Here is an 18,267-nt window from a genome sequence, read left to right as displayed (position 1 = left end):
AGCTAAAAAGTATAAAGTATTGAGGTTGAGTTTAAAACCTCTCAATTTGAATTGAATAGAGATGCTTTTGAGTCAGTTTGTGCCTTTCTCAATCGTAATGGCGGTCATTTGTTGTTAGGAGTCAAGAATGACGGTACGGTAGAAGGAGTTATAGAAGATTGTGTTCAAGATATTATAAATAATATCATTACCAATGCTAATAACTCCCATAAACTTAGTCCTCCATTTTACTTATCACCGCAAGTGATTGATTATGAAGGAGCTAAAATCATTTACGTATTTGTACCTGAAAGCTCTCAGGTACACAGTGTCAATGGGAAAATATACGATCGAAATGAGGATGGGGATTTTAACATCAGCCGACATATTGAACAGATAACTCAGCTTTACTTAAGAAAACAAACCACTTATTCCGAAAACCGAATTTATCCTTATGTCAACCTTTTGGATTTTAGACCAGAATTATTCAGTTATGTGAGAAAACTGGCTAACAACGAAAGAGCAGATCATCCTTGGCAAAGTATGACTAATGAAGAGCTACTCCGTTCTGCGGGATTATACAAACATGACCACCAAACTGGAAAAGATGGGTATACCTTGGCAGCCATATTGTTGTTTGGAAAGGAAGAGGTTATCCAAAGTGTATTACCTCACCATAAAACAGATGCCATACTCAGGATTGAAAATGTAGACCGTTATGATGACAGAGACGATATACGTACTAATCTTATAGAAAGTTATGACCGACTCATGGCATTTATACGAAAACATCTACCAGATAAATTTTATCAGGAAGGAGAGCAACGTATTAGTCTTCGTGATCGTATTTTTCGAGAAGTCATAGGGAATTTGCTTATCCATAGAGAATATGCTAATGCATTTCCAGCAAAGCTTATTATCGAACGAGATAAAGTGTTCGCAGAAAACTGGAATCGTCCTCACGGTGATGGTGTTATTGATCCCGTCAACTTTTCTCCGTTTCCTAAAAATCCGGTGATTGCAAAATTTTTTAAGGAAATTGGGCGTGTGGACGAATTGGGTTCTGGAATTAGAAACACCTTTAAGTATTCTAGTATTTATTCTCCTGGTGCCAAACCACAATTTATTGAAGACGATATTTTCAGAACTATTATACCATTAAAATCAAATAGTAATACTACCCAAATAACTACCCAAATAACTACCCAAATAACTACCCAAATTGTAGAGTTACTTCGGCAAGATCCAACCATGAGTAGAAAAAAGTTGGCACTTGCTTTGGAAGATATAACGGAAGATGGGGTCAAATATCATTTGGATAGATTAAAAGAAGAAGGAAAAATCAAACGTGTTGGAGGTACACGGGGAAAATGGGAAATACTGGAATAAACATGAACTCATTTTATGAAACCTCTTAAATCTAGCATAAACGAAGGTAATATTTACACTCGAATACCAAAACAGAGGTGAAAATGGTAATATTTACCTTCGTTTAATAGGAATACTCTATATAATAATTTACCACGGTTACCGCCTAATAGAGTTTTAGAGGTCACTAATGTATGGAGAAAGGTTAGGGAACTATAAATACTTCAGTACTAACTTACTTGAAATCAAACCCATAAGATTGTCGTCCAAAAAAAATGTAATTAAACTACAGCTTCAGAAAATGGTTTATCACAAATCTGAAACCTATTTAGTCATGGAAGTATTCAAGACTTAGGTTATTCCTTTTGAAGTAGATTATTTAAAAGTTTACAGGGATAGCGTATAAAGCGAAAAGCCTCCTGTCAAAGACTTGAAATCAAATCAAATCAAATTATATTTATAATTCTCCCTCTAAAATATGGTATGGCTAATCCCTATACTTTATATGTCCTTCCTAAATATGTGCTTAGCGATAAGCAAAAATTATTAGTGGAATTGTAGGGGTTGAATAGGGGAGAGAATTAAAATGATAATCATATCTTAGAATAGGAATAAACGAAATATTTGTTATGTAACTTTAGTGTTATGATTTAATATTATTTGTATAATTCAGTTTTTTACTTACTTCAATTCATACTATTTACACTACTCCCCATCTGTAAGACAGTTTAAATATATATCTAATTATTTATGATGCTATTCTTTTTGTATTATAAATTTGATCAGGTGGTACTTTTCCTATTTCAGTATGCCTTCTTTTGGTGTTATAGAATTCAATATATTCCGTGACCATTTGATAGAGATCTAGACCTCCGTTTGGTGGGTTTAGATAGATCTTTTCATATTTAAGAGACTTCCAGAAGCGCTCAATAAAAATGTTATCCAAAGCTCTTCCTTTGCTGTCCATAGATATTTGAATATCATGTTCTTTAAGCACTTCAATATATTCGGAGCTGGTATATTGTGACCCTTGATCGGAGTTATGGATCTCCGTATTGCCATATTGAGCGATAGTGTCTCTAAGAAGCTCGATACACCACTGTTTGTCCATTGAGTTTGAAATACTCCAATTAAGTATTTTTCTACTATATACATCAATGATAGCATTCATATACATAAAGCCACGGAACATAGGAATATAGGTGATGTCAGTCTGCCATACTTGGTTAGGGCGGTCTATTACTAAGCCCTTCAAGAGATAAGGGTACTTATAGTTTTTAGGATCCCTGATGGTGGTTTTAGGTTTTCTATATATGGTCTGTAATCCCATAATTTTATACAGCCGTCTTATTCTTTTCACATTTACGTGGTAGCCAAGATCAAGGATGAGATAATCAGTCATCCGTTCGACTCCATAATAGGGGTGTTCCAGGAACTGCGCATCTATTGCCTTCATCAGTTCTAAATTCAATGGACTCTCACTTTTAGGCTTATAATACAGACCAGAGCGATGAATGTTAAGGATTTTACATTGTTGTGCAAGACTCAGCCTTGGATGAGATTTTACTACCTTTTGTCTTCTTTCAGTAGTACTCATTTGCCCAAGACTTTCTTTAAAAAATCATTCTCAACTTGTAATTGACCGATCTTACTATAAAGCGGTGCGGTATCCACAGCTGGAGTATCTTTTTCTGATTTGGACTCGAAAGCAAGTTCTGCGTTTTTTAAAAACTCTCGCTTCCAATTGGATATTTGGGCTGGATGCAATTCAAATTTGGCAGCAAGTTCAGGTATACTTGTCTGCTCTTTTATCGCTTCAATGGCTACTTTGGCCTTAAAGGATGCGCTGAATTTTCTTCTTGATGTTTTCATATTGACAGGGTTAAAATTACAACTTAATTTCCTGTCCTAAATTTGGGGAGTATTATAATTGGCAGAGGTGAAATTTACTAGGATATCAACTAAACTTTTGTTTTAATACATTCATATCATCACTTATTTTCATATCCAAAATTTTAGCATAATGTTGTGTTGTTTTTAAGGAGCTATGACCAAGCATTTTACTAACCGATTCTATAGGAACTCCATTGGAAAGAGTTACAGTTGTGGCGAATGTATGCCTTGCCATATGAGTGGTAAAATTTTTATGGATACCACATAAATCGGCTATTTCTTTTAAATAGGCATTCATTTTTTGATTGGTTAATACAGGTAATAACTTATTGTTTCCCTCATTATCTTTATAATCAGAATACTTATCTAAAATCATAGCAGCAATAGGTAAAATTGGAATATTGCTTTTTGAATTAGTCTTTTTCCTTTTAGTTTTGATCCATTTTTCACCATCAATACCTATTGTGATGTCATTTTCATTTAACTTCTCTACATCAGCATAGGCTAAACCAGTAAAGCAACAGAAGATAAAAATATCTCGAACCTGTTCTAGTCTTGGCGTTCTAAGATTCTTTTTTAATAATGTTTCTATTTCTTGCTTTGTTAGAAATTCACGCTCTACGTTTTTCAATCGAACCTTCCAGTTTAAGAAAGGATCTTTTTTAATCCAGTCATTAGCTAAAGCAATACGTATAATCTTTTTAAAGTTCGTTATGTATTTAATTGCTGTATTATGGCTACACTTACGGACGGTTTTAAGATAGTATTCAAATCCGCTTATGAATTGGTAGTCAACATCAGTAACAGGAATATCGTTAAGTTTATACTCATGTTTAATGAAGTTTTCAATATGTTTCTTTGCGGTTCTATAACGTTCTGCAGTACCCGCAGAGAAATCTTTTCCAATAAGACTATCAACTTTATCATTATGCTCTTGAAAAATTCTTAAAAGCATTTTATGCTTCTTATTTTTCCCAAGATAGGCATCTCTAAGCGCAATTGCTGTTAGAGCCTTTTCATTAGTTATGAATTCTTGATGTTTATTAAGAATAGCTGTTTTAACTTTATTTAAATAGTTATTGAGTTCATTAATCTCAGGGTTAGATCCTCTAGCCATTCCAGACTTAGCGATCCAACGATCTTGCTGAACTTTCCTATTAACACTAAACTCTGCTCTTTTACCATCTATAGTTATTCTCATGTAGATATTACATTTATTATTAGAATCGACTTTGGATTTCTTTATGTAATACAAAAGTGAAAGTGAATTTATCATAAGTGACACCGAATTTTGAAAAAAGGTACAAAATAGACATCGAATTACAAAATCCAAAAAACGCCAAATAGCGCTAAAATAAAGGGATTTCACTTCATTCGGTGTCACTTATTTTGTGGATTGGACAGACACCGAATTGCCCCACTTTTTATTGCTATTAATTGAATTTAAATGAAATGGTATAAAATGAAAAATCCCGTAAACACTGATGGTTTACGGGATTTTGTTGGAGCTTATTACGCTCTCAGCGGAGAAAGAGGGATTCGAACCCCCGGAGGTGTGACCCTCAACAGTTTTCAAGACTGCCGCATTCGACCACTCTGCCATTTCTCCTTTGCGGGTGCAAATATAAAAACCTTTTTTGAATATAAAAGACTAAAATGCGGTTTTTTTTATGCTTTTATTTCTTGATGCTGATTATCAGCTATATAATTTTCCTTTTTTTTAAATTTATTTGTTAGACTTTTCATTTTTACTCTATAATTAAGGTTTAAATACTTAAAAATTATGTGCTGAGTCTATTAAAGAGCTTATATCTAAAATGGTTATTTGTTTTTCATATTAACTCTTTCAGAGTTTACTTCAAGTAGCATCACTATGCATAATTAAACTAATATTAGATGTGAATTTCAAACATTTTTTAGGGGTCAGAAAAAGCTAAAACAAGTGTTATATCATTATATTATCACTTACTTTTGTTTAAAACCAATTTAGAATGAGTATTATTAATGCTTTAGAATGGCGTTATGCTGTTAAGAAATTTGATTCTTCCAAATTTCTTACCGAAGAAAAATTAAATGTTTTAAAGAAAGCCTTTAATCTAACGGCTACTTCCTATGGCTTACAACCAGTAAAATTGCTAATAGTTTCCGATAAAAAACTTCAGAAGCAATTAAGAGCCAGTTCATGGAATCAAGCGCAAGTAGAAGATGCTTCACATCTATTGATTTTTTCAATCGAAAATAAAATTGATGATGTCTATATCAAAAATTACTTTGCAAGAGTGAAGCATATCCGTAATACTCCTGATGAAATTTTAGAACCTTTTCAGAATTTCTTAATTGAAGATTTTAATAGTAAAAATGCTGAAGAGATTAAAAACTGGGCTAAAAACCAAGTTTACCTTGCTATGGGAAATTTACTTACGGTTTGTGCTATCGAAAAAATAGATGCGTGCCCAATGGAAGGTTTTTCTTCTGAAGAATATGATGAAATTCTTGACCTTAAATCAAAAAATCTCACAGCTGTTTTAGTATTACCTATTGGATATCGTGCTGAAGATGATATGTTTGCAGCATTTAAAAAGGTACGTAAACCTTTGCAAGATAGCGTGATAGAATTAAAGTAAGATATTGTTTATTTATAGACTTTATAATATATATGCTTTTAGCTAACTTTGTGGCTAAGCAATGATAAAAATATAAGGATGCCTGGATTTGAATTATTTGGAGACGAAGAAAGAAAACACGTAAATGATGTCTTGGAAAGTGGTGTTTTAATGCGCTATGGTTTTGATGGAATGAGAAATGGACATTGGAAGGCTGTTGAACTGGAAAAAGCTATTTCAAAAAGAATGGAGGTTGCACATACACAATTAGTTAGTAGCGGCACATCTGCATTAACAATAGCGTTGGCAAGTGCTGGAATTGGAGCAGGAGATGAAGTTATTATGCCAACATTTACATTTGTAGCGAGTTTTGAATCGATTATTGCCTTGGGAGCTGTTCCTGTTTTGGTAGATATTGATGATACGTTAACAATAGATCCCAAAAAAGTAGAAGAAGCAATTACCGCTAAAACAAAGGTAGTAATGCCTGTACATATGTGTGGTTCTATGGCGAATTTAAAAGCACTAAAAGATATTTGTGAGGCAAATGGACTTTTACTTCTGGAAGATGCTTGCCAGGCTATAGGAGGGAGTTATAAAGGAAAACCTCTTGGTAGTTATGGCGATTTAGGTTGTTTTTCTTTTGATTATGTTAAAACTATTACTTGTGGTGAAGGTGGTGCTGTTATTACAAATAATGAAAACTATGCTACCAATGCCGATCATTATTCAGATCATGGGCATAATCATGTAGGAAAAGATAGGGGAGCAGAAACGCATCCGTTTTTAGGATATAATTATCGAATTTCAGAATTGAATGCGGCAGTAGGCTTGGCGCAAATAAATCGTTTGGATGATTTTTTAGTAATTCAGAAAAAAAACTATACTGTTTTAAGAGAAGCTATTGAAACTATTTCTGGGATTACCATGAGAACAGTTCCAGATGGTGGGGAAGAGAATTATTCTTTTCTCAGCTTTTTTATGAACGATGAAGAAACTGCTAGAGCTACACAAAAGGAGCTGGTAGCCAATGGAGTTGATGGTTGTTTTTATTGGTTTGATAATAATTGGCATTATATCAAAAAATGGGAGCATTTAAAAGATTTAAAAAGTTTAGGAAAGCTTCCTGAAGAAGTTATTAAAGGATTACCAGATTATAATTCTCAAGATTTTAGTCAGTCCGACCAATGGTTAGGACGTAATATTTCAGTATTAATAAAACTAAGCTGGACGGACGAAGAAGTTAATGAGAGAGCTCAAAAAATGAAGCAAGTATTAAGTGGTGTTTTGTTAGAAACGAAATAAATCGATCAAGCAAGAGCTGAAGGGAAGGATATTGCCTTTACTACTGAGTATGAAGATGATTAATCTAATATAAGTAGGTAGTTACTCAGATGGAGATGTAAAAATACTAAATCACTCTGTACTTTATGTGCAGAGTGATTTAGTATAATAAAAAAATCACATTAATGTCCGAGTAAAATACAAGACCGCTTCGCTATAAGAAAAAAGAACAAAGACTAAATGTTAACTATCAAAGAATAAGTAGTTTAAAGAAATAACATTACTATAATCTTCTTTTTATTAATAGCAAGGGGCTATTTTGAATACCTCATTTAAACCTTGATATAAGTGGAGTGCAATAAATTCCGTTAACTTTTATCGGACAACAATAAAAAAATTAATAATTTGCATATTCCACAATCTCAAGTCCGTAACCAATAATTCCTACTCTTTTTGTTTGTGAGGAATTAGACATTAATTTAATTTTTGAGATATCTAAATCGTGTAGTATTTGTGCTCCAATTCCAAAATCTTTAGCATCCATATTTACTTTTGGCGCTCTCATTTCTCCTTCTTCTTGAAGCTTTTTTAATTCTGATAAACGATTGAGTAAGTTAAGTGAATGACTTTCTTGATTAATAAACACAATAGCGCCTTTCTCTTCCTTATTTAACAATTTAAACATATCGTCTAGCTTTTTGTCAGCATTGCTGGTAAGTGTGCCTAAAATGTCATTATTTACTAAGGTAGAGTTAATACGTGTTAAAACAGGCTCTTCACTGTTCCAATTACCTTTGGTAAGTGCTATATGGATTTGGTCGTTTGTAGTTTGTTTGTAGGCTCTAAGTCTAAATTTACCAAATCTTGTTTCAATATCAAAATCTTCTTTTTTCTCAATCAAACTATCGTGTTGCATTCTATAAGCAACTAAATCTTCTATAGTAACAATTTTGATATCAAGGTTTTTAGCAACTTCGCATAGTTCTGGAAGTCTAGCCATAGAACCATCTTCATTCATAATTTCTACAATCACTCCTGCAGGAGAGAGTCCTGCTAAGCGTGCAAAATCAATAGCTGCTTCCGTATGTCCTGTACGTCTTAAAACCCCACCTTCTTTAGCTACTAATGGGAAAATATGTCCGGGTCTTCCTAATTCGTAAGATTTTGTTTCAGGATTTATAAGTGCTTTCACTGTTTTGGCTCTATCTCCAGCAGAAATACCAGTAGTTACGCCATAACCTCGTAAATCTACAGAAACTGTAAATGCTGTCTCCATAGGGTCGGTATTATTACCAACCATAGGGTGTAAATCTAACTCTTTACAACGTTTTTCAGTAAGCGGGGTACAAATAAGACCACGCCCATAAGTAGCCATAAAATTTATCATTTCTGGCGTTACTTTATCTGCAGCCGCTACAAAGTCTCCTTCATTTTCTCTATTTTCATCATCAACAACAATAATAACCTTTCCTTGGCGGATATCGGCAATTGCTTCTTCAATAGTATTTAATTTTATATCTGATGTTGGCATTAGCGTATCTGTATTCATTGCAAATTTTTATCAAAGATACTTAATTCTTCACTTTTGACTCGCTAGGTAAGCATTGAATTATTAATTTGCTTTTCTAAATTAACCTCTCATAGAGGGTTTAATTCCTAAGAGCCTGTTCTGAGTTTACCGAAGTACTCTCAGTCGAATTGAATTTAAGTTATTTTATTTAAACTCCTCAAGGATGTTTATTTTACATTATTATGGGTTAGTTTTAGAATCCGATTTCTTTTTCTTTAAAAAACTAAACAGACTAGATACTTTTGAAAAAATACCACCAGAATCAAACACTGCTTTATCGGCAGTTGCCCGTCGGGTTAAGAAAATTCCTAGTGGGAGCATAATTCCTGTAGCAACCCAAGCACCAATAAGAGGAGGGATGCTTCCATCTTCTGAATAATTTTTAGCAAAAATTCCTATAAAATGATAAGTCAAAAACAATCCAATAGCAAGAACCATTGGGAGTCCTAAACCACCTTTTCTGATAATTGCACCTAAAGGAGCACCCACAAAAAACAGAATAAAACAAGCAAATGCAAGCGCATATTTTTGATGCATTGCAAGTTTGTAATGGTTATAAAGCTTTGTTCTTCTATTTAAATCCCATTTTTTTCCTTCTAAAGTGGTCTTCGTATTTTTAACGGTATTCAAAGCCATTTCTACCAATTGATTCTGTCTGTAGTCTTCAAAAATGGTAATAATACTATCGGTGTTTTTATCAACTAATACTTTAAAATTATTACTAGAAATACTATCTGCTTTTATTTCAGGAGTATCTTTTTTTGGAGCCTCTTTTTTAGTGTCTCTTTTGATGTAAAGATTTGCAGCGCCTGTTCTTTTATAAATATTCTCCCCAAAGTTGGTAAATATTTTTTTATGTGAAGTATGTATGGAATCAATAGCGTAATCTAATTCGCTCACTCTTAGCATTTTGTAAGAGTTTTTAATGTCCCCTTTATCTAAATCAACATCATTAAGTTTTGATAAGTCCATAAACATGGTATAGCGATCAAAATATGCTTTAGCATGCGGATAGTTATCACGTTTATCTCTACTTTCAGCCTTTAAATCTTCGTAATAATTTCCATCTTTTAATACAAGCTGAAGAATATTAGAATTTTCGCTACTTACTAATTCCCCTTCAACAGATTTTATAACCTTATTATTAAGTCCTCCATCTGCTAATTGATGAATAATTACATTGTCTAGTAGGTTGTCGTTATTTCCATGCTTCTTTTCAACCTTCATGCTAACATCTTCCCCTACATTACTAAATACCCCTTCGGTAATAGCCATTGCAGGTTTCATTTGTCCGATATTTCTTCTTAAGTTATACGATTTATATTCGGCAGCAGGAATAACATTATTAGCAAAAAAGAAGGTACCGATACTCAGAAAAGTAATAAAAATAATAAGTCCCCGCATGGCTCGATATAAAGAAATACCAGAGGCTTTCATTGCCGCAAATTCATAGTTTTCTGCTAAAGAACCAAAGGTCATAATAGACGCCAATAGTACTGTTAGCGGAAGAACATTTGGAACAAGGTTAGGGGAGTAGTAAAACAGAAATTTCCCTACAATAATTAGGTCGATATCTTTACCTGCAAATTCATCTATGAAAAACCATATTGCTTGAAAGATAAATATAAACATCAGAATCACAAACGAACTGATGAAATTATATAAAAACCTTGATAGAATGTATCTGTCTAAAATTTTCAATGTACTAGTTTGTTATGATGTAATACCCTAATTCGTCGTATTTTGCTTTATTAAAAGTAAATAAAGACTTCGAAATTGGTTCGTTTGTTTTGAAGGAATTTACGGTAATTGTAGTTTTGGTACCGTTGCTGCCAACTTCAATCAAATCATAGATATGCTTTGTTTGCGCGTCGATTCCTAAAAGGATTTGCTTTATTTCTGAATTGCTATCAATAGGCGTTAATTCTACATATTGAATGTTTCTTCCTTTTACGTTTTTTAGAATATCCCATTTATAATTATAACCTTCTTTGTAAAAAGTAAGCATTTTAGATGGTGTTATAGCGCCTTCTCCTTCTTCTTGACTAGCTTCAATAACTACTTCTTCATTTTCAGGAATAATAGTATATGTTTTACTTCCGTCAAATATTTTGGTAGCTCCTAAGTAATTAAATACATACTTATCTCCTTGGATAGTAACATCTCCTTTTGTTTCCTGGTGAATACTTTCTGCAGTGTTGTCTAAAGCATATTTAAATTCGATAAATATATTATCATAGCTTTTAACTTTAGCATATACTTCATCTAGAAGGTTTTTTGCTTTTGCATCATTTTGTGCATTTGTATTAAATGATATTAGAGCTATTGCTATAAAAAAGAATATTTTTTTCATGTTTTTGTATACTTATTTTTCTATTCTATTTATAAATTGAAAAGGAATAGAATGTTTTGTGTTAAAATAATTTATTCGTTATTCAATAATTGATCGAGTGCTACCATATCTGGAACAAGTACTTGTCTAGCCTTACTTCCTTCAAAAGGTCCAACAATACCAGCGGCTTCTAGCTGATCTATAATTCTTCCAGCCCTATTATAACCTAGTTTTAATTTACGTTGTAATAGGGAAGCAGAACCTTGTTGAGCAATAACAATTACTTCGGCTGCTTCTCTAAATAGAGCATCTCGTTCTGAGATATCTATATCAAGTCCTGTGCCAGACTCTTCTCCTACATATTCTGGCAGTAAATGAGCATCTGGATATGCACGTTGTCCACCAATAAAGTCAGTTATTTTATCTACTTCTGGTGTATCTACAAAGGCACATTGCAAACGGGTAAGGTCATTTCCTTGTGTATAAAGCATGTCTCCACGTCCAATTAATTGGTCGGCTCCTGGAGAATCTAAAATTGTTCTTGAGTCAATTTTTGAAGTCACTCTAAAAGCTACTCGCGCAGGGAAATTTGCTTTAATAATACCAGTAATTACGTTTACAGAAGGACGTTGAGTAGCAACAATTAAATGAATTCCAATAGCACGAGCCAATTGAGCTAAACGAGCAATAGGGGTTTCTACCTCTTTTCCAGCCGTCATAATTAAATCGGCAAACTCATCAATAACCAATACAATATATGGGAGGAATTGGTGACCGTCATTAGGATTTAACTTACGAGCTTTAAATTTTGTGTTGTATTCTTTTATGTTTCTCACCATGGCATTTTTCAACATCTCATAGCGATTATCCATTTCTATACAAAGCGAATTTAAAGTATTTATAACTTTAGTATTGTCGGTTATTATAGCTTCTTCACTATCTGGAAGCTTGGCTAAAAAATGACGTTCTATTTTATTAAACAGAGTAAGCTCTACTTTTTTAGGGTCAACCAATACAAATTTTACTTCCGCAGGATGTTTTTTGTATAATAATGAAGTTAATATAGCATTTAATCCAACAGATTTTCCTTGTCCTGTTGCTCCTGCCATCAATAAGTGAGGCATTTTAGCAAGGTCAACAACAAAAGTTTCATTACTAATGGTTTTACCAAAAGCAATAGGTAATTCCATTTCGGCAGCTTGGAATTTCTTGGAAGCTATTACCGAACGCATAGAAACAATGGTAGAATTTTTATTAGGAACTTCAATACCAATAGTACCTTTTCCAGGAATAGGAGCGATGATTCTAATTCCTAAAGCCGCTAAAGAAAGTGCAATGTCGTCCTCCAAATTCTTAATTTTTGAAATACGCACCCCCGCCGCTGGAACAATTTCATAAAGTGTTACAGTAGGGCCAATAGTGGCTTTTATTTGAGAAATTTCAATTTTGTAGTTTTTAAGAGTGTCTACAATTTTATTTTTATTTTCTTCTAGTTCTTCCTGATTAATAGTGATACTTCCAGAACCATAGTCGTTTAAAAGTTCTAGGGTAGGGAACTTATAATTGCTTAAAGCTAATTTCGGGTCGAATTCCCCAAAATCTTTAACCAGTTTTTCAGAAAGATTATCAATTTCTTCTTTCTCTTCTTCAACTGTTTCTACTTCTATTTTAAGTTCATCATTTTCATTATTTGAAGAAGGTGCTTGAGTTTTTAATGTTGGAGGAGCAAGCTCTTCCTCTTCTTCGGCTAGTTTAATTTCGAAGGAATTTTCAATATCTACATCAGAAGTAGTATCGGGTTCTGAGGAATTTGAAACAGTTTTAGGTTCTTGAGTGGAAGAAGTTTCTGTATAAGAAGTTGCTGTTTCAGGTTCATTACCTTCAGCCTTTACTTTATTTGATTTAAAAGCAGCTTTAAACTCTTCTTGAGTAGTATAAAATAAAGCTTTTATCTTTTGTGGAGTTACCCCAAGCCTAGTAACAGCATAGGTTATAAAAATAAAAAACAATAATAATGCAACTCCAATTTTCCCGATGTAAGCACGAAGGAAATCATTCATTTCAAACCCAACAACACCGCCAAGCAAAGGGGCACTTTCAGAAAAGAATCCAAAAAATATAGCTAACCAAGTACTTACAATAATTCCCCAAAACCACCTATTAGTCAGTAATTTAAGTTTGTAATTTAGAAACAGATAAAGACCTGTTTGAAAAAGTAAAATAGGAAATATAAATGCAGCAATTCCAAAACCTTTATAAATAAATAAATGGCTTACAGAAGCCCCAAATTTATTAAGCCAGTTTTTAGCCTCTGCTTGTCGGTTTCCAAACTCTTTAAGTAAACTTTGATCTTCTTGCCAAGTAGAAAAATACGAGATAAATGCAATAACGCAAGCCACACTTAAAAGCATCAAGAGGCTTCCAAAAATAATTTTTTGTTGATTGGATACCTTAAAAGATGGAATTTTTTTTGAGGAAGTTTTAGTACTCGTTTTAGTCTTTTTCTTGGCCATTGGCTACATTAAGTTTTGTCGCAAAAATACTAATTACAAACGTACAGTTTCTAATTATATTTTTAAAATATTTTAGGAATGTAGATTATAGCCCCAATTATTATAGCTGTAATAGCTGAAATCCAAACTGCGCCAGCAGCAATATCTTTAATAAATCCTATTTTATAATGATGCTCGGGATGTATAAAATCTGCTATTTTTTCTACAGCAGTATTCAAACCTTCAATACTCATTATTAAAGCAATTGTAAGAATTTGTAAGATCCATTCAGTAGGAGAAATTTGATAGTAAAAACCAGCAATTGTAGCAATTAGGGCAATGGAAGCCTGCGTTTGAATACTGGCTTCAGTTTTTAATAAAAGGTACGCTCCTTTACAAGCGTACCTAATACTGTGTAATCTATTTTTTATAAAATTGTTCAAGCTTTTAAAGCATTTAATGCAGCTTCATAGTTAGGTTCGTCTACAGTTTCAGCTATTTGTTCTGAATAAATAACTTCTCCATTTTCATTTAAAACAATAACAACCCTACTTAAAAGCCCTTCTAAAGGACCATCTGTAAAGTCTAAACCGTAGTCTTTACCAAATTTATGATTTTTAAAATCTGATAGAGAAATTACGTTTTCCAAACCTTCTGCCCCGCAAAAACGAGCCATTGCAAAAGGTAAGTCTCTTGAAATACATAATACTTTTGTGTTTTCTAATGCAGAAACTTCTTTATTAAACGCACGTACACTGGCTGCACAGGTTCCTGTATCTACACTTGGAAAGATATTTAATACTACTTTAGAACCTTTAAAATCTGCTAAAGAAGTAGTAGAAAGATCTGTTTTTACAAGATTAAAATCGGGTGCCTTGTTTCCAGTTTTAGGAAGCTCTCCTGATGTGTGAATTTGATTTCCTTTTAATGTTACTGTTGCCATTTTATTTGTCTTGAATTTTTATGTTTAAAGAAAAATAGTTGATTTTTCTAAATTTAAAGGTATTAATAAATGCTGGTATTAGAAACAAAAAAGGCTGTCTTTTCAGACAACCTTTTTTGTTTCTTTTTCTAATTTTTTCCCATCTGAGGAATTCAATTCTATTTATCAATAGAACCTAAAACTCTCTTCATAAAGGCATTTACAGCCTCTTTTTGGTTCATTCCGTCTTCTTTTACCATTTTATTGACCTCCAAAGCGCCATACATATTGGAAATAAGTTCTCCAATAACGTCCAACTCTTCGTCTTTTAATGAAGGGACTTCTGTAATAGCTTCCAAAGTTTCAATGGCCTCAATTACATAATCCTCATCGTTGGCTTCAATAAAATTGGAAAGCTGTTTAATTACTGGTAGCTTCATCAATAAAATCTTTTAAGACGTCTGTTTTATTTGTCTGAATTTGGTTGCTCACTTTTCCACCTTTAAAAGCAGCAAAGGTAGGTAAGTTGTCTACACTTGCTAACTTTCTAGATTCAGGAAATTTTTCAGCATCAACAATAACAAAAGTTGCATTTGCTGCTTCTTGAGAAAACTTCTTGAATTTAGGTTTCATGATTCGGCAATTGCCACACCATCCAGCAGAATACTGTACAAGTACGGTATCGTTTTCTGCAACTAAATCAGCTAAATTATCTTTTTCTAATTCTACTAACATCGTATTTTTAGTTTGAACTTAAGTAAGCTGCAACCCCTTTTCTGTCGGCGTTCATAGCCTCTTTACCTTCTTCCCAGTTTGCAGGACAAACTTCTCCGTTTTTCTGAACGTGCGCATATGCGTCTATTAAACGTAAATATTCGTTTACATTTCTTCCTACAGGCATATCGTTTACACTTTCGTGGAATACTTTACCATCTTCGTCGATTAAGAAAGTAGCTCTAAAAGTTACATTATCTCCTTCGTAAACATAAGAATCTGTTTCTTCGTTATACGTTTCAGAAGATAAATCTAAAATACGTAACATATTTGCTAAGTTTCTGTTGCTATCTGCTAATAGAGGGTAAGTAACTCCTTCAATTCCTCCGTTGTCTTTTGCTGTATTTAACCATGCAAAGTGTACTTCAGGAGTATCACAAGAAGCACCAATTACAAGGGTGTTTCTTTTTTCAAATTCTCCTAAAGCTGATTGGAATGCATGTAATTCTGTAGGGCAAACAAATGTAAAATCCTTTGGATACCAAAAAAGGATTACTTTTTTCTTGTTTTTGATTGCTTCTTCTAAAACATTCAATTTAAAAGTGTCTCCCATTTCGTTCATAGCATCTACTGCTATGTTTGGAAATTTTTTACCTACTAATGCCATATTTATTACTTTTTATTTGTGTTAAACTTTCAATGCAAATTTAAAAAGTAATAGAGAGGAAACCATATTTTTTGAATTATATTAACTTATTAAAAAATAGAGTTTACTTATACTAGTGCGGAATAGGTATTATTTTTATTGATGATGTAATTTTCGACCTCTTTAATTAAGGAATACTCAATAGAGTGCTTGAAAAATTATGATATTATTTTTTTTCTGAAAGCTGTTTTATTTTAATATTTAAAGCAGCATACAGTAATGTTACAAACGGACTCAAATAATTAAAGAAAGCATAGCCAATGTAGGCAGTAGTATCTACTCCAAGTACGCCACTTTGGTAGGCACCACAGGTGTTCCAAGGAACTAAAACAGAGGTAACAGTTCCAGAATCTTCTAATGTTCTACTTAAATTTTCTGGAGCTAATCCTTTGTCTTTATATGCTTGCGCATACATTTTTCCAGGTACTACAATTGCCAAATATTGATCGGATGCTGTTACATTTAAAGCTAAACAGCTGGCAACAGTACTGGCAAACAAACCAAAAACAGAATCAAAAGCTGTAAGTAACGCTTTACTTATTCTAGCTAAAGCACCAATAGCATCCATAATACCACCAAAAACCATGGCACATATAATTAGCCAAATAGTGCCTAACATTCCTGCCATTCCTCCAGAAGAGAAAAGATCGTTTAGCTTTTCATTGGTAGTTTCTATAGAAGTATCTACTGTAATAGCATTCATAACTCCTTTATAACCCGAGATAAAAGTAAGCTTATCTGCCCCTGTAATAGATTTTACTATTTCAGGCTGAAAAATTAATGCAAAAATTCCTCCTAAAAGTGTTCCTATAAGTAAAGCCAAAAGAGGCGGCGCTTTTTTTACAATTAAGAAAATAACAACCACAGGAACTAAAAATAACCAAGGCGAAATATTGAAAGATGCATCTATAGATGAAAGTAAGGAAGCAGTATCTGGTACCTTTGTAGTGTCTAAATTAAGACCGATAATAGTAAATATAATGAGGGTTACTACAACCGTAGGAACGGTAGTTAACGCCATATATCTAATATGTGTAAAAAGATCGGTTCCAGCCATAGCAGGGGCTAGGTTGGTGGTATCGCTTAGGGGAGACATTTTATCTCCAAAATAAGCTCCAGAAATTACAGCACCAGCCGTCATTCCAGGAGAAATGCCCAAAGCACCTCCAATACCAACTAAGGCAATACCTACAGTTGCTGAAGTTGTCCAGCTACTTCCTGTAGCTACCGAAATGATGGCACAAATAACAACACATGCAGCTAAAAAGAAAGTCGGATTTAAAATCTGTAATCCATAATAAATCATGGAAGGAATAACACCGCTTATAAGCCATGTTCCAGCTAAAGCTCCTACAAAAAGTAATATTAGAATGGCACCAGCAGTAGATTTAATGTTGTTAGCAACTTCATCCAGCATTTTTTCATAAGTAACTTTATTAAAAATACCTACAATTGCAGCTACAGCACCACCTATTAATAAAATAAATTGATTGGAGCCACTAAGCGCATCATCTCCAAAAACAAATACATTAAATGCTAATAAACCTACTAAAACTACAACTGGGATAAGAGCCTCCCAAATACTAAGCTCTCTATTCTGAATTACTTTTTCGTCTTTCATTAAAAATATTTGATCCCTCAGAGAGGGTTTAATTATCCGATTTTAAGTGTAAAATTGAATTATTACGATTGATAAATAATCTTTAGATACGCTAAAGATAGTTTAGGATGTAATGTTACAATATTACTAAGTTTTTTGCAAATACAATTGTTTGAATAAGTAGATGTAATGAAAATATGTTATTTTTATAGAAACTAAAATTCTTATTTATGTATCAAAAATTATTAATTCTTATAATTTTCTTTAGTAGTACATGTTTAGGTTTTTCACAAGAAAAAAGTACTGATGAATTAACAGAGCTTGTGGAATGGGTATATAATGTCGATGAAGGAATAAAATTAGGAGAGAAGGCCGATAAAGACGTGATTATTTATTTTGGAATGAAAAAATGTGTCCCTTGCAGATTTATTAAAAAGTATGCTTTTGTAACAGAAGAATTTAAAGAATACTCCAAGAAGTTTGTTATGGTTAAAATTTATGATGATTTGGATAAAGAGAATACTGAGAATCAGGAATATGTAAAGAAGTATCGTGAGATTTATGGGATAGAGTCAGTTCCGACAATGGTTTTATTAAAAAGAAATGGAGAGCAAGATAGTTTTTTTACCTATGTAAGAAAGCCTGATGATTTAATAAATCAAATTGAAGAATATTATAATTAAAAGACAATAGTATTTGGGCTAAGGTTTAAGTCCGTCTGCCTGCGTTAGTCCATCAAGTGTTGAAGTGCTTAAATCTCGATTATCGAGTAATATAAAACTGCAGCCCTAATATAAATTAGGA

The 18,267-nt window shown here is 33.0% G+C and carries 17 protein-coding genes and 1 tRNA gene; 4 read left to right on the top strand and 14 right to left on the bottom strand.

Features of this window, described 5'->3' with window-relative positions; all coding sequences use genetic code 11:
- The first annotated feature begins 18 nt into the window (after positions 1–18).
- Complete coding sequence (locus tag JOOMADRAFT_RS15960) at positions 19–1,368, top strand: RNA-binding domain-containing protein (RefSeq protein WP_083833488.1); 1,350 nt, start codon at positions 19–21, stop codon at positions 1,366–1,368.
- A 727-nt stretch (positions 1,369–2,095) separates the two neighbouring features.
- On the opposite strand, the gene JOOMADRAFT_RS15955 is transcribed toward JOOMADRAFT_RS15960, so the two are convergent.
- The 4 genes from JOOMADRAFT_RS15955 to JOOMADRAFT_RS15940 form a co-directional block, all read right to left on the bottom strand.
- A complete protein-coding gene (locus JOOMADRAFT_RS15955; protein ID WP_008611013.1) occupies positions 2,096–2,944 on the bottom strand; it encodes an IS3 family transposase in 849 nt (282 codons plus the stop codon).
- Positions 2,941–3,219 carry a transposase gene (locus JOOMADRAFT_RS15950; RefSeq protein WP_008611014.1) on the bottom strand — a complete coding sequence of 93 codons (279 nt, stop codon included), beginning with the start codon at positions 3,217–3,219 and terminating at the stop codon, positions 2,941–2,943. Before JOOMADRAFT_RS15950 ends, JOOMADRAFT_RS15955 begins: the two co-directional genes overlap by 4 nt.
- An 85-nt stretch (positions 3,220–3,304) precedes the next feature.
- A complete protein-coding gene (locus JOOMADRAFT_RS15945) occupies positions 3,305–4,516 on the bottom strand; it encodes a site-specific integrase (RefSeq protein ID WP_040879796.1) in 1,212 nt (403 codons plus the stop codon).
- Between the two features lie 248 nt (positions 4,517–4,764).
- A tRNA-Ser gene (locus JOOMADRAFT_RS15940) sits at positions 4,765–4,849 on the bottom strand.
- A gap of 382 nt (positions 4,850–5,231) precedes the next feature.
- Between JOOMADRAFT_RS15940 and JOOMADRAFT_RS15935 the strand changes: the two genes are divergently transcribed.
- Positions 5,232–5,864, top strand: a complete 633-nt coding sequence (locus JOOMADRAFT_RS15935) for an NAD(P)H-dependent oxidoreductase (RefSeq protein ID WP_008615171.1) — start codon at positions 5,232–5,234, stop codon at positions 5,862–5,864.
- Between the two features lie 78 nt (positions 5,865–5,942).
- Positions 5,943–7,148, top strand: a complete 1,206-nt coding sequence (locus JOOMADRAFT_RS15930; protein WP_008615170.1) for a DegT/DnrJ/EryC1/StrS family aminotransferase — start codon at positions 5,943–5,945, stop codon at positions 7,146–7,148.
- 376 nt (positions 7,149–7,524) lie between these two features.
- Here the strand turns inward: JOOMADRAFT_RS15930 and ribB are convergent, their stop codons facing one another.
- From ribB to nhaC, 10 genes are all read right to left on the bottom strand, one after another.
- Entirely contained in the window at positions 7,525–8,676 is a 1,152-nt protein-coding gene (gene ribB / locus JOOMADRAFT_RS15925) for a 3,4-dihydroxy-2-butanone-4-phosphate synthase (protein ID WP_008615169.1), read from the bottom strand.
- 201 nt (positions 8,677–8,877) lie between these two features.
- Positions 8,878–10,329, bottom strand: a complete 1,452-nt coding sequence (locus tag JOOMADRAFT_RS15920) for an LptF/LptG family permease (protein ID WP_008615168.1) — start codon at positions 10,327–10,329, stop codon at positions 8,878–8,880.
- 73 nt (positions 10,330–10,402) lie between these two features.
- Positions 10,403–11,050, bottom strand: a complete 648-nt coding sequence (locus JOOMADRAFT_RS15915) for a LolA family protein (protein ID WP_008615167.1) — start codon at positions 11,048–11,050, stop codon at positions 10,403–10,405.
- A gap of 71 nt (positions 11,051–11,121) precedes the next feature.
- On the bottom strand, positions 11,122–13,542 hold the full coding sequence (locus JOOMADRAFT_RS15910) for a DNA translocase FtsK (protein ID WP_008615157.1): 2,421 nt from the start codon (positions 13,540–13,542) through the stop codon (positions 11,122–11,124).
- Positions 13,543–13,604: 62 nt separating this feature from the next.
- Positions 13,605–13,964 carry a diacylglycerol kinase gene (locus tag JOOMADRAFT_RS15905; RefSeq protein ID WP_008615155.1) on the bottom strand — a complete coding sequence of 120 codons (360 nt, stop codon included), beginning with the start codon at positions 13,962–13,964 and terminating at the stop codon, positions 13,605–13,607.
- Complete coding sequence (tpx, locus tag JOOMADRAFT_RS15900) at positions 13,961–14,464, bottom strand: thiol peroxidase (RefSeq protein ID WP_008615153.1); 504 nt, start codon at positions 14,462–14,464, stop codon at positions 13,961–13,963. The genes JOOMADRAFT_RS15905 and tpx overlap by 4 nt, the downstream gene beginning before the upstream one ends.
- Positions 14,465–14,622: 158 nt before the next feature.
- Complete coding sequence (locus JOOMADRAFT_RS15895; RefSeq protein WP_008615152.1) at positions 14,623–14,883, bottom strand: DUF6952 family protein; 261 nt, start codon at positions 14,881–14,883, stop codon at positions 14,623–14,625.
- Positions 14,864–15,178, bottom strand: coding sequence for a thioredoxin family protein (locus tag JOOMADRAFT_RS15890; protein WP_008615150.1), 315 nt, complete (start codon positions 15,176–15,178; stop codon positions 14,864–14,866). Before JOOMADRAFT_RS15890 ends, JOOMADRAFT_RS15895 begins: the two co-directional genes overlap by 20 nt.
- Before the next feature lie 7 nt (positions 15,179–15,185).
- Positions 15,186–15,824, bottom strand: a complete 639-nt coding sequence (locus tag JOOMADRAFT_RS15885; protein ID WP_008615147.1) for a peroxiredoxin — start codon at positions 15,822–15,824, stop codon at positions 15,186–15,188.
- Between the two features lie 205 nt (positions 15,825–16,029).
- A complete protein-coding gene (nhaC, locus tag JOOMADRAFT_RS15880) occupies positions 16,030–17,484 on the bottom strand; it encodes a Na+/H+ antiporter NhaC (protein WP_008615137.1) in 1,455 nt (484 codons plus the stop codon).
- Positions 17,485–17,693: 209 nt separating this feature from the next.
- On the opposite strand from nhaC, the gene JOOMADRAFT_RS15875 reads away from it, so the two are divergent.
- Positions 17,694–18,146 carry a thioredoxin family protein gene (locus JOOMADRAFT_RS15875; protein ID WP_008615135.1) on the top strand — a complete coding sequence of 151 codons (453 nt, stop codon included), beginning with the start codon at positions 17,694–17,696 and terminating at the stop codon, positions 18,144–18,146.
- The last annotated feature ends 121 nt before the right edge of the window (positions 18,147–18,267 follow it).

The organism is Galbibacter orientalis DSM 19592 (assembly GCF_000260115.1).
Lineage (GTDB): Bacteria > Bacteroidota > Bacteroidia > Flavobacteriales > Flavobacteriaceae > Galbibacter > Galbibacter orientalis.
Note: the sequence above shows the minus strand (reverse complement) of the source record. Positions and strands in the feature narration are given on the sequence as shown.

Bases quoted from the DNA above. Each gene is read 5' to 3' on its own strand.
- JOOMADRAFT_RS15915 (WP_008615167.1), bottom strand. From the start codon at position 11,050: ATGAAAAAAATATTCTTTTTTATAGCAATAGCTCTAATATCATTTAAT.
- JOOMADRAFT_RS15885 (WP_008615147.1), bottom strand. From the start codon at position 15,824: ATGGCATTAGTAGGTAAAAAATTTCCAAACATAGCAGTAGATGCTATG.
- tpx (WP_008615153.1), bottom strand. From the start codon at position 14,464: ATGGCAACAGTAACATTAAAAGGAAATCAAATTCACACATCAGGAGAG.
- JOOMADRAFT_RS15895 (WP_008615152.1), bottom strand. From the start codon at position 14,883: ATGAAGCTACCAGTAATTAAACAGCTTTCCAATTTTATTGAAGCCAAC.
- JOOMADRAFT_RS15945 (WP_040879796.1), bottom strand. From the start codon at position 4,516: ATGATAAATTCACTTTCACTTTTGTATTACATAAAGAAATCCAAAGTC.
- ribB (WP_008615169.1), bottom strand. From the start codon at position 8,676: ATGAATACAGATACGCTAATGCCAACATCAGATATAAAATTAAATACT.
- JOOMADRAFT_RS15920 (WP_008615168.1), bottom strand. From the start codon at position 10,329: ATGTTTATATTTATCTTTCAAGCAATATGGTTTTTCATAGATGAATTT.
- JOOMADRAFT_RS15950 (WP_008611014.1), bottom strand. From the start codon at position 3,219: ATGAAAACATCAAGAAGAAAATTCAGCGCATCCTTTAAGGCCAAAGTA.
- JOOMADRAFT_RS15935 (WP_008615171.1), top strand. From the start codon at position 5,232: ATGAGTATTATTAATGCTTTAGAATGGCGTTATGCTGTTAAGAAATTT.
- nhaC (WP_008615137.1), bottom strand. From the start codon at position 17,484: ATGAAAGACGAAAAAGTAATTCAGAATAGAGAGCTTAGTATTTGGGAG.
- JOOMADRAFT_RS15875 (WP_008615135.1), top strand. From the start codon at position 17,694: ATGTATCAAAAATTATTAATTCTTATAATTTTCTTTAGTAGTACATGT.
- JOOMADRAFT_RS15910 (WP_008615157.1), bottom strand. From the start codon at position 13,542: ATGGCCAAGAAAAAGACTAAAACGAGTACTAAAACTTCCTCAAAAAAA.
- JOOMADRAFT_RS15930 (WP_008615170.1), top strand. From the start codon at position 5,943: ATGCCTGGATTTGAATTATTTGGAGACGAAGAAAGAAAACACGTAAAT.
- JOOMADRAFT_RS15955 (WP_008611013.1), bottom strand. From the start codon at position 2,944: ATGAGTACTACTGAAAGAAGACAAAAGGTAGTAAAATCTCATCCAAGG.
- JOOMADRAFT_RS15890 (WP_008615150.1), bottom strand. From the start codon at position 15,178: ATGTTAGTAGAATTAGAAAAAGATAATTTAGCTGATTTAGTTGCAGAA.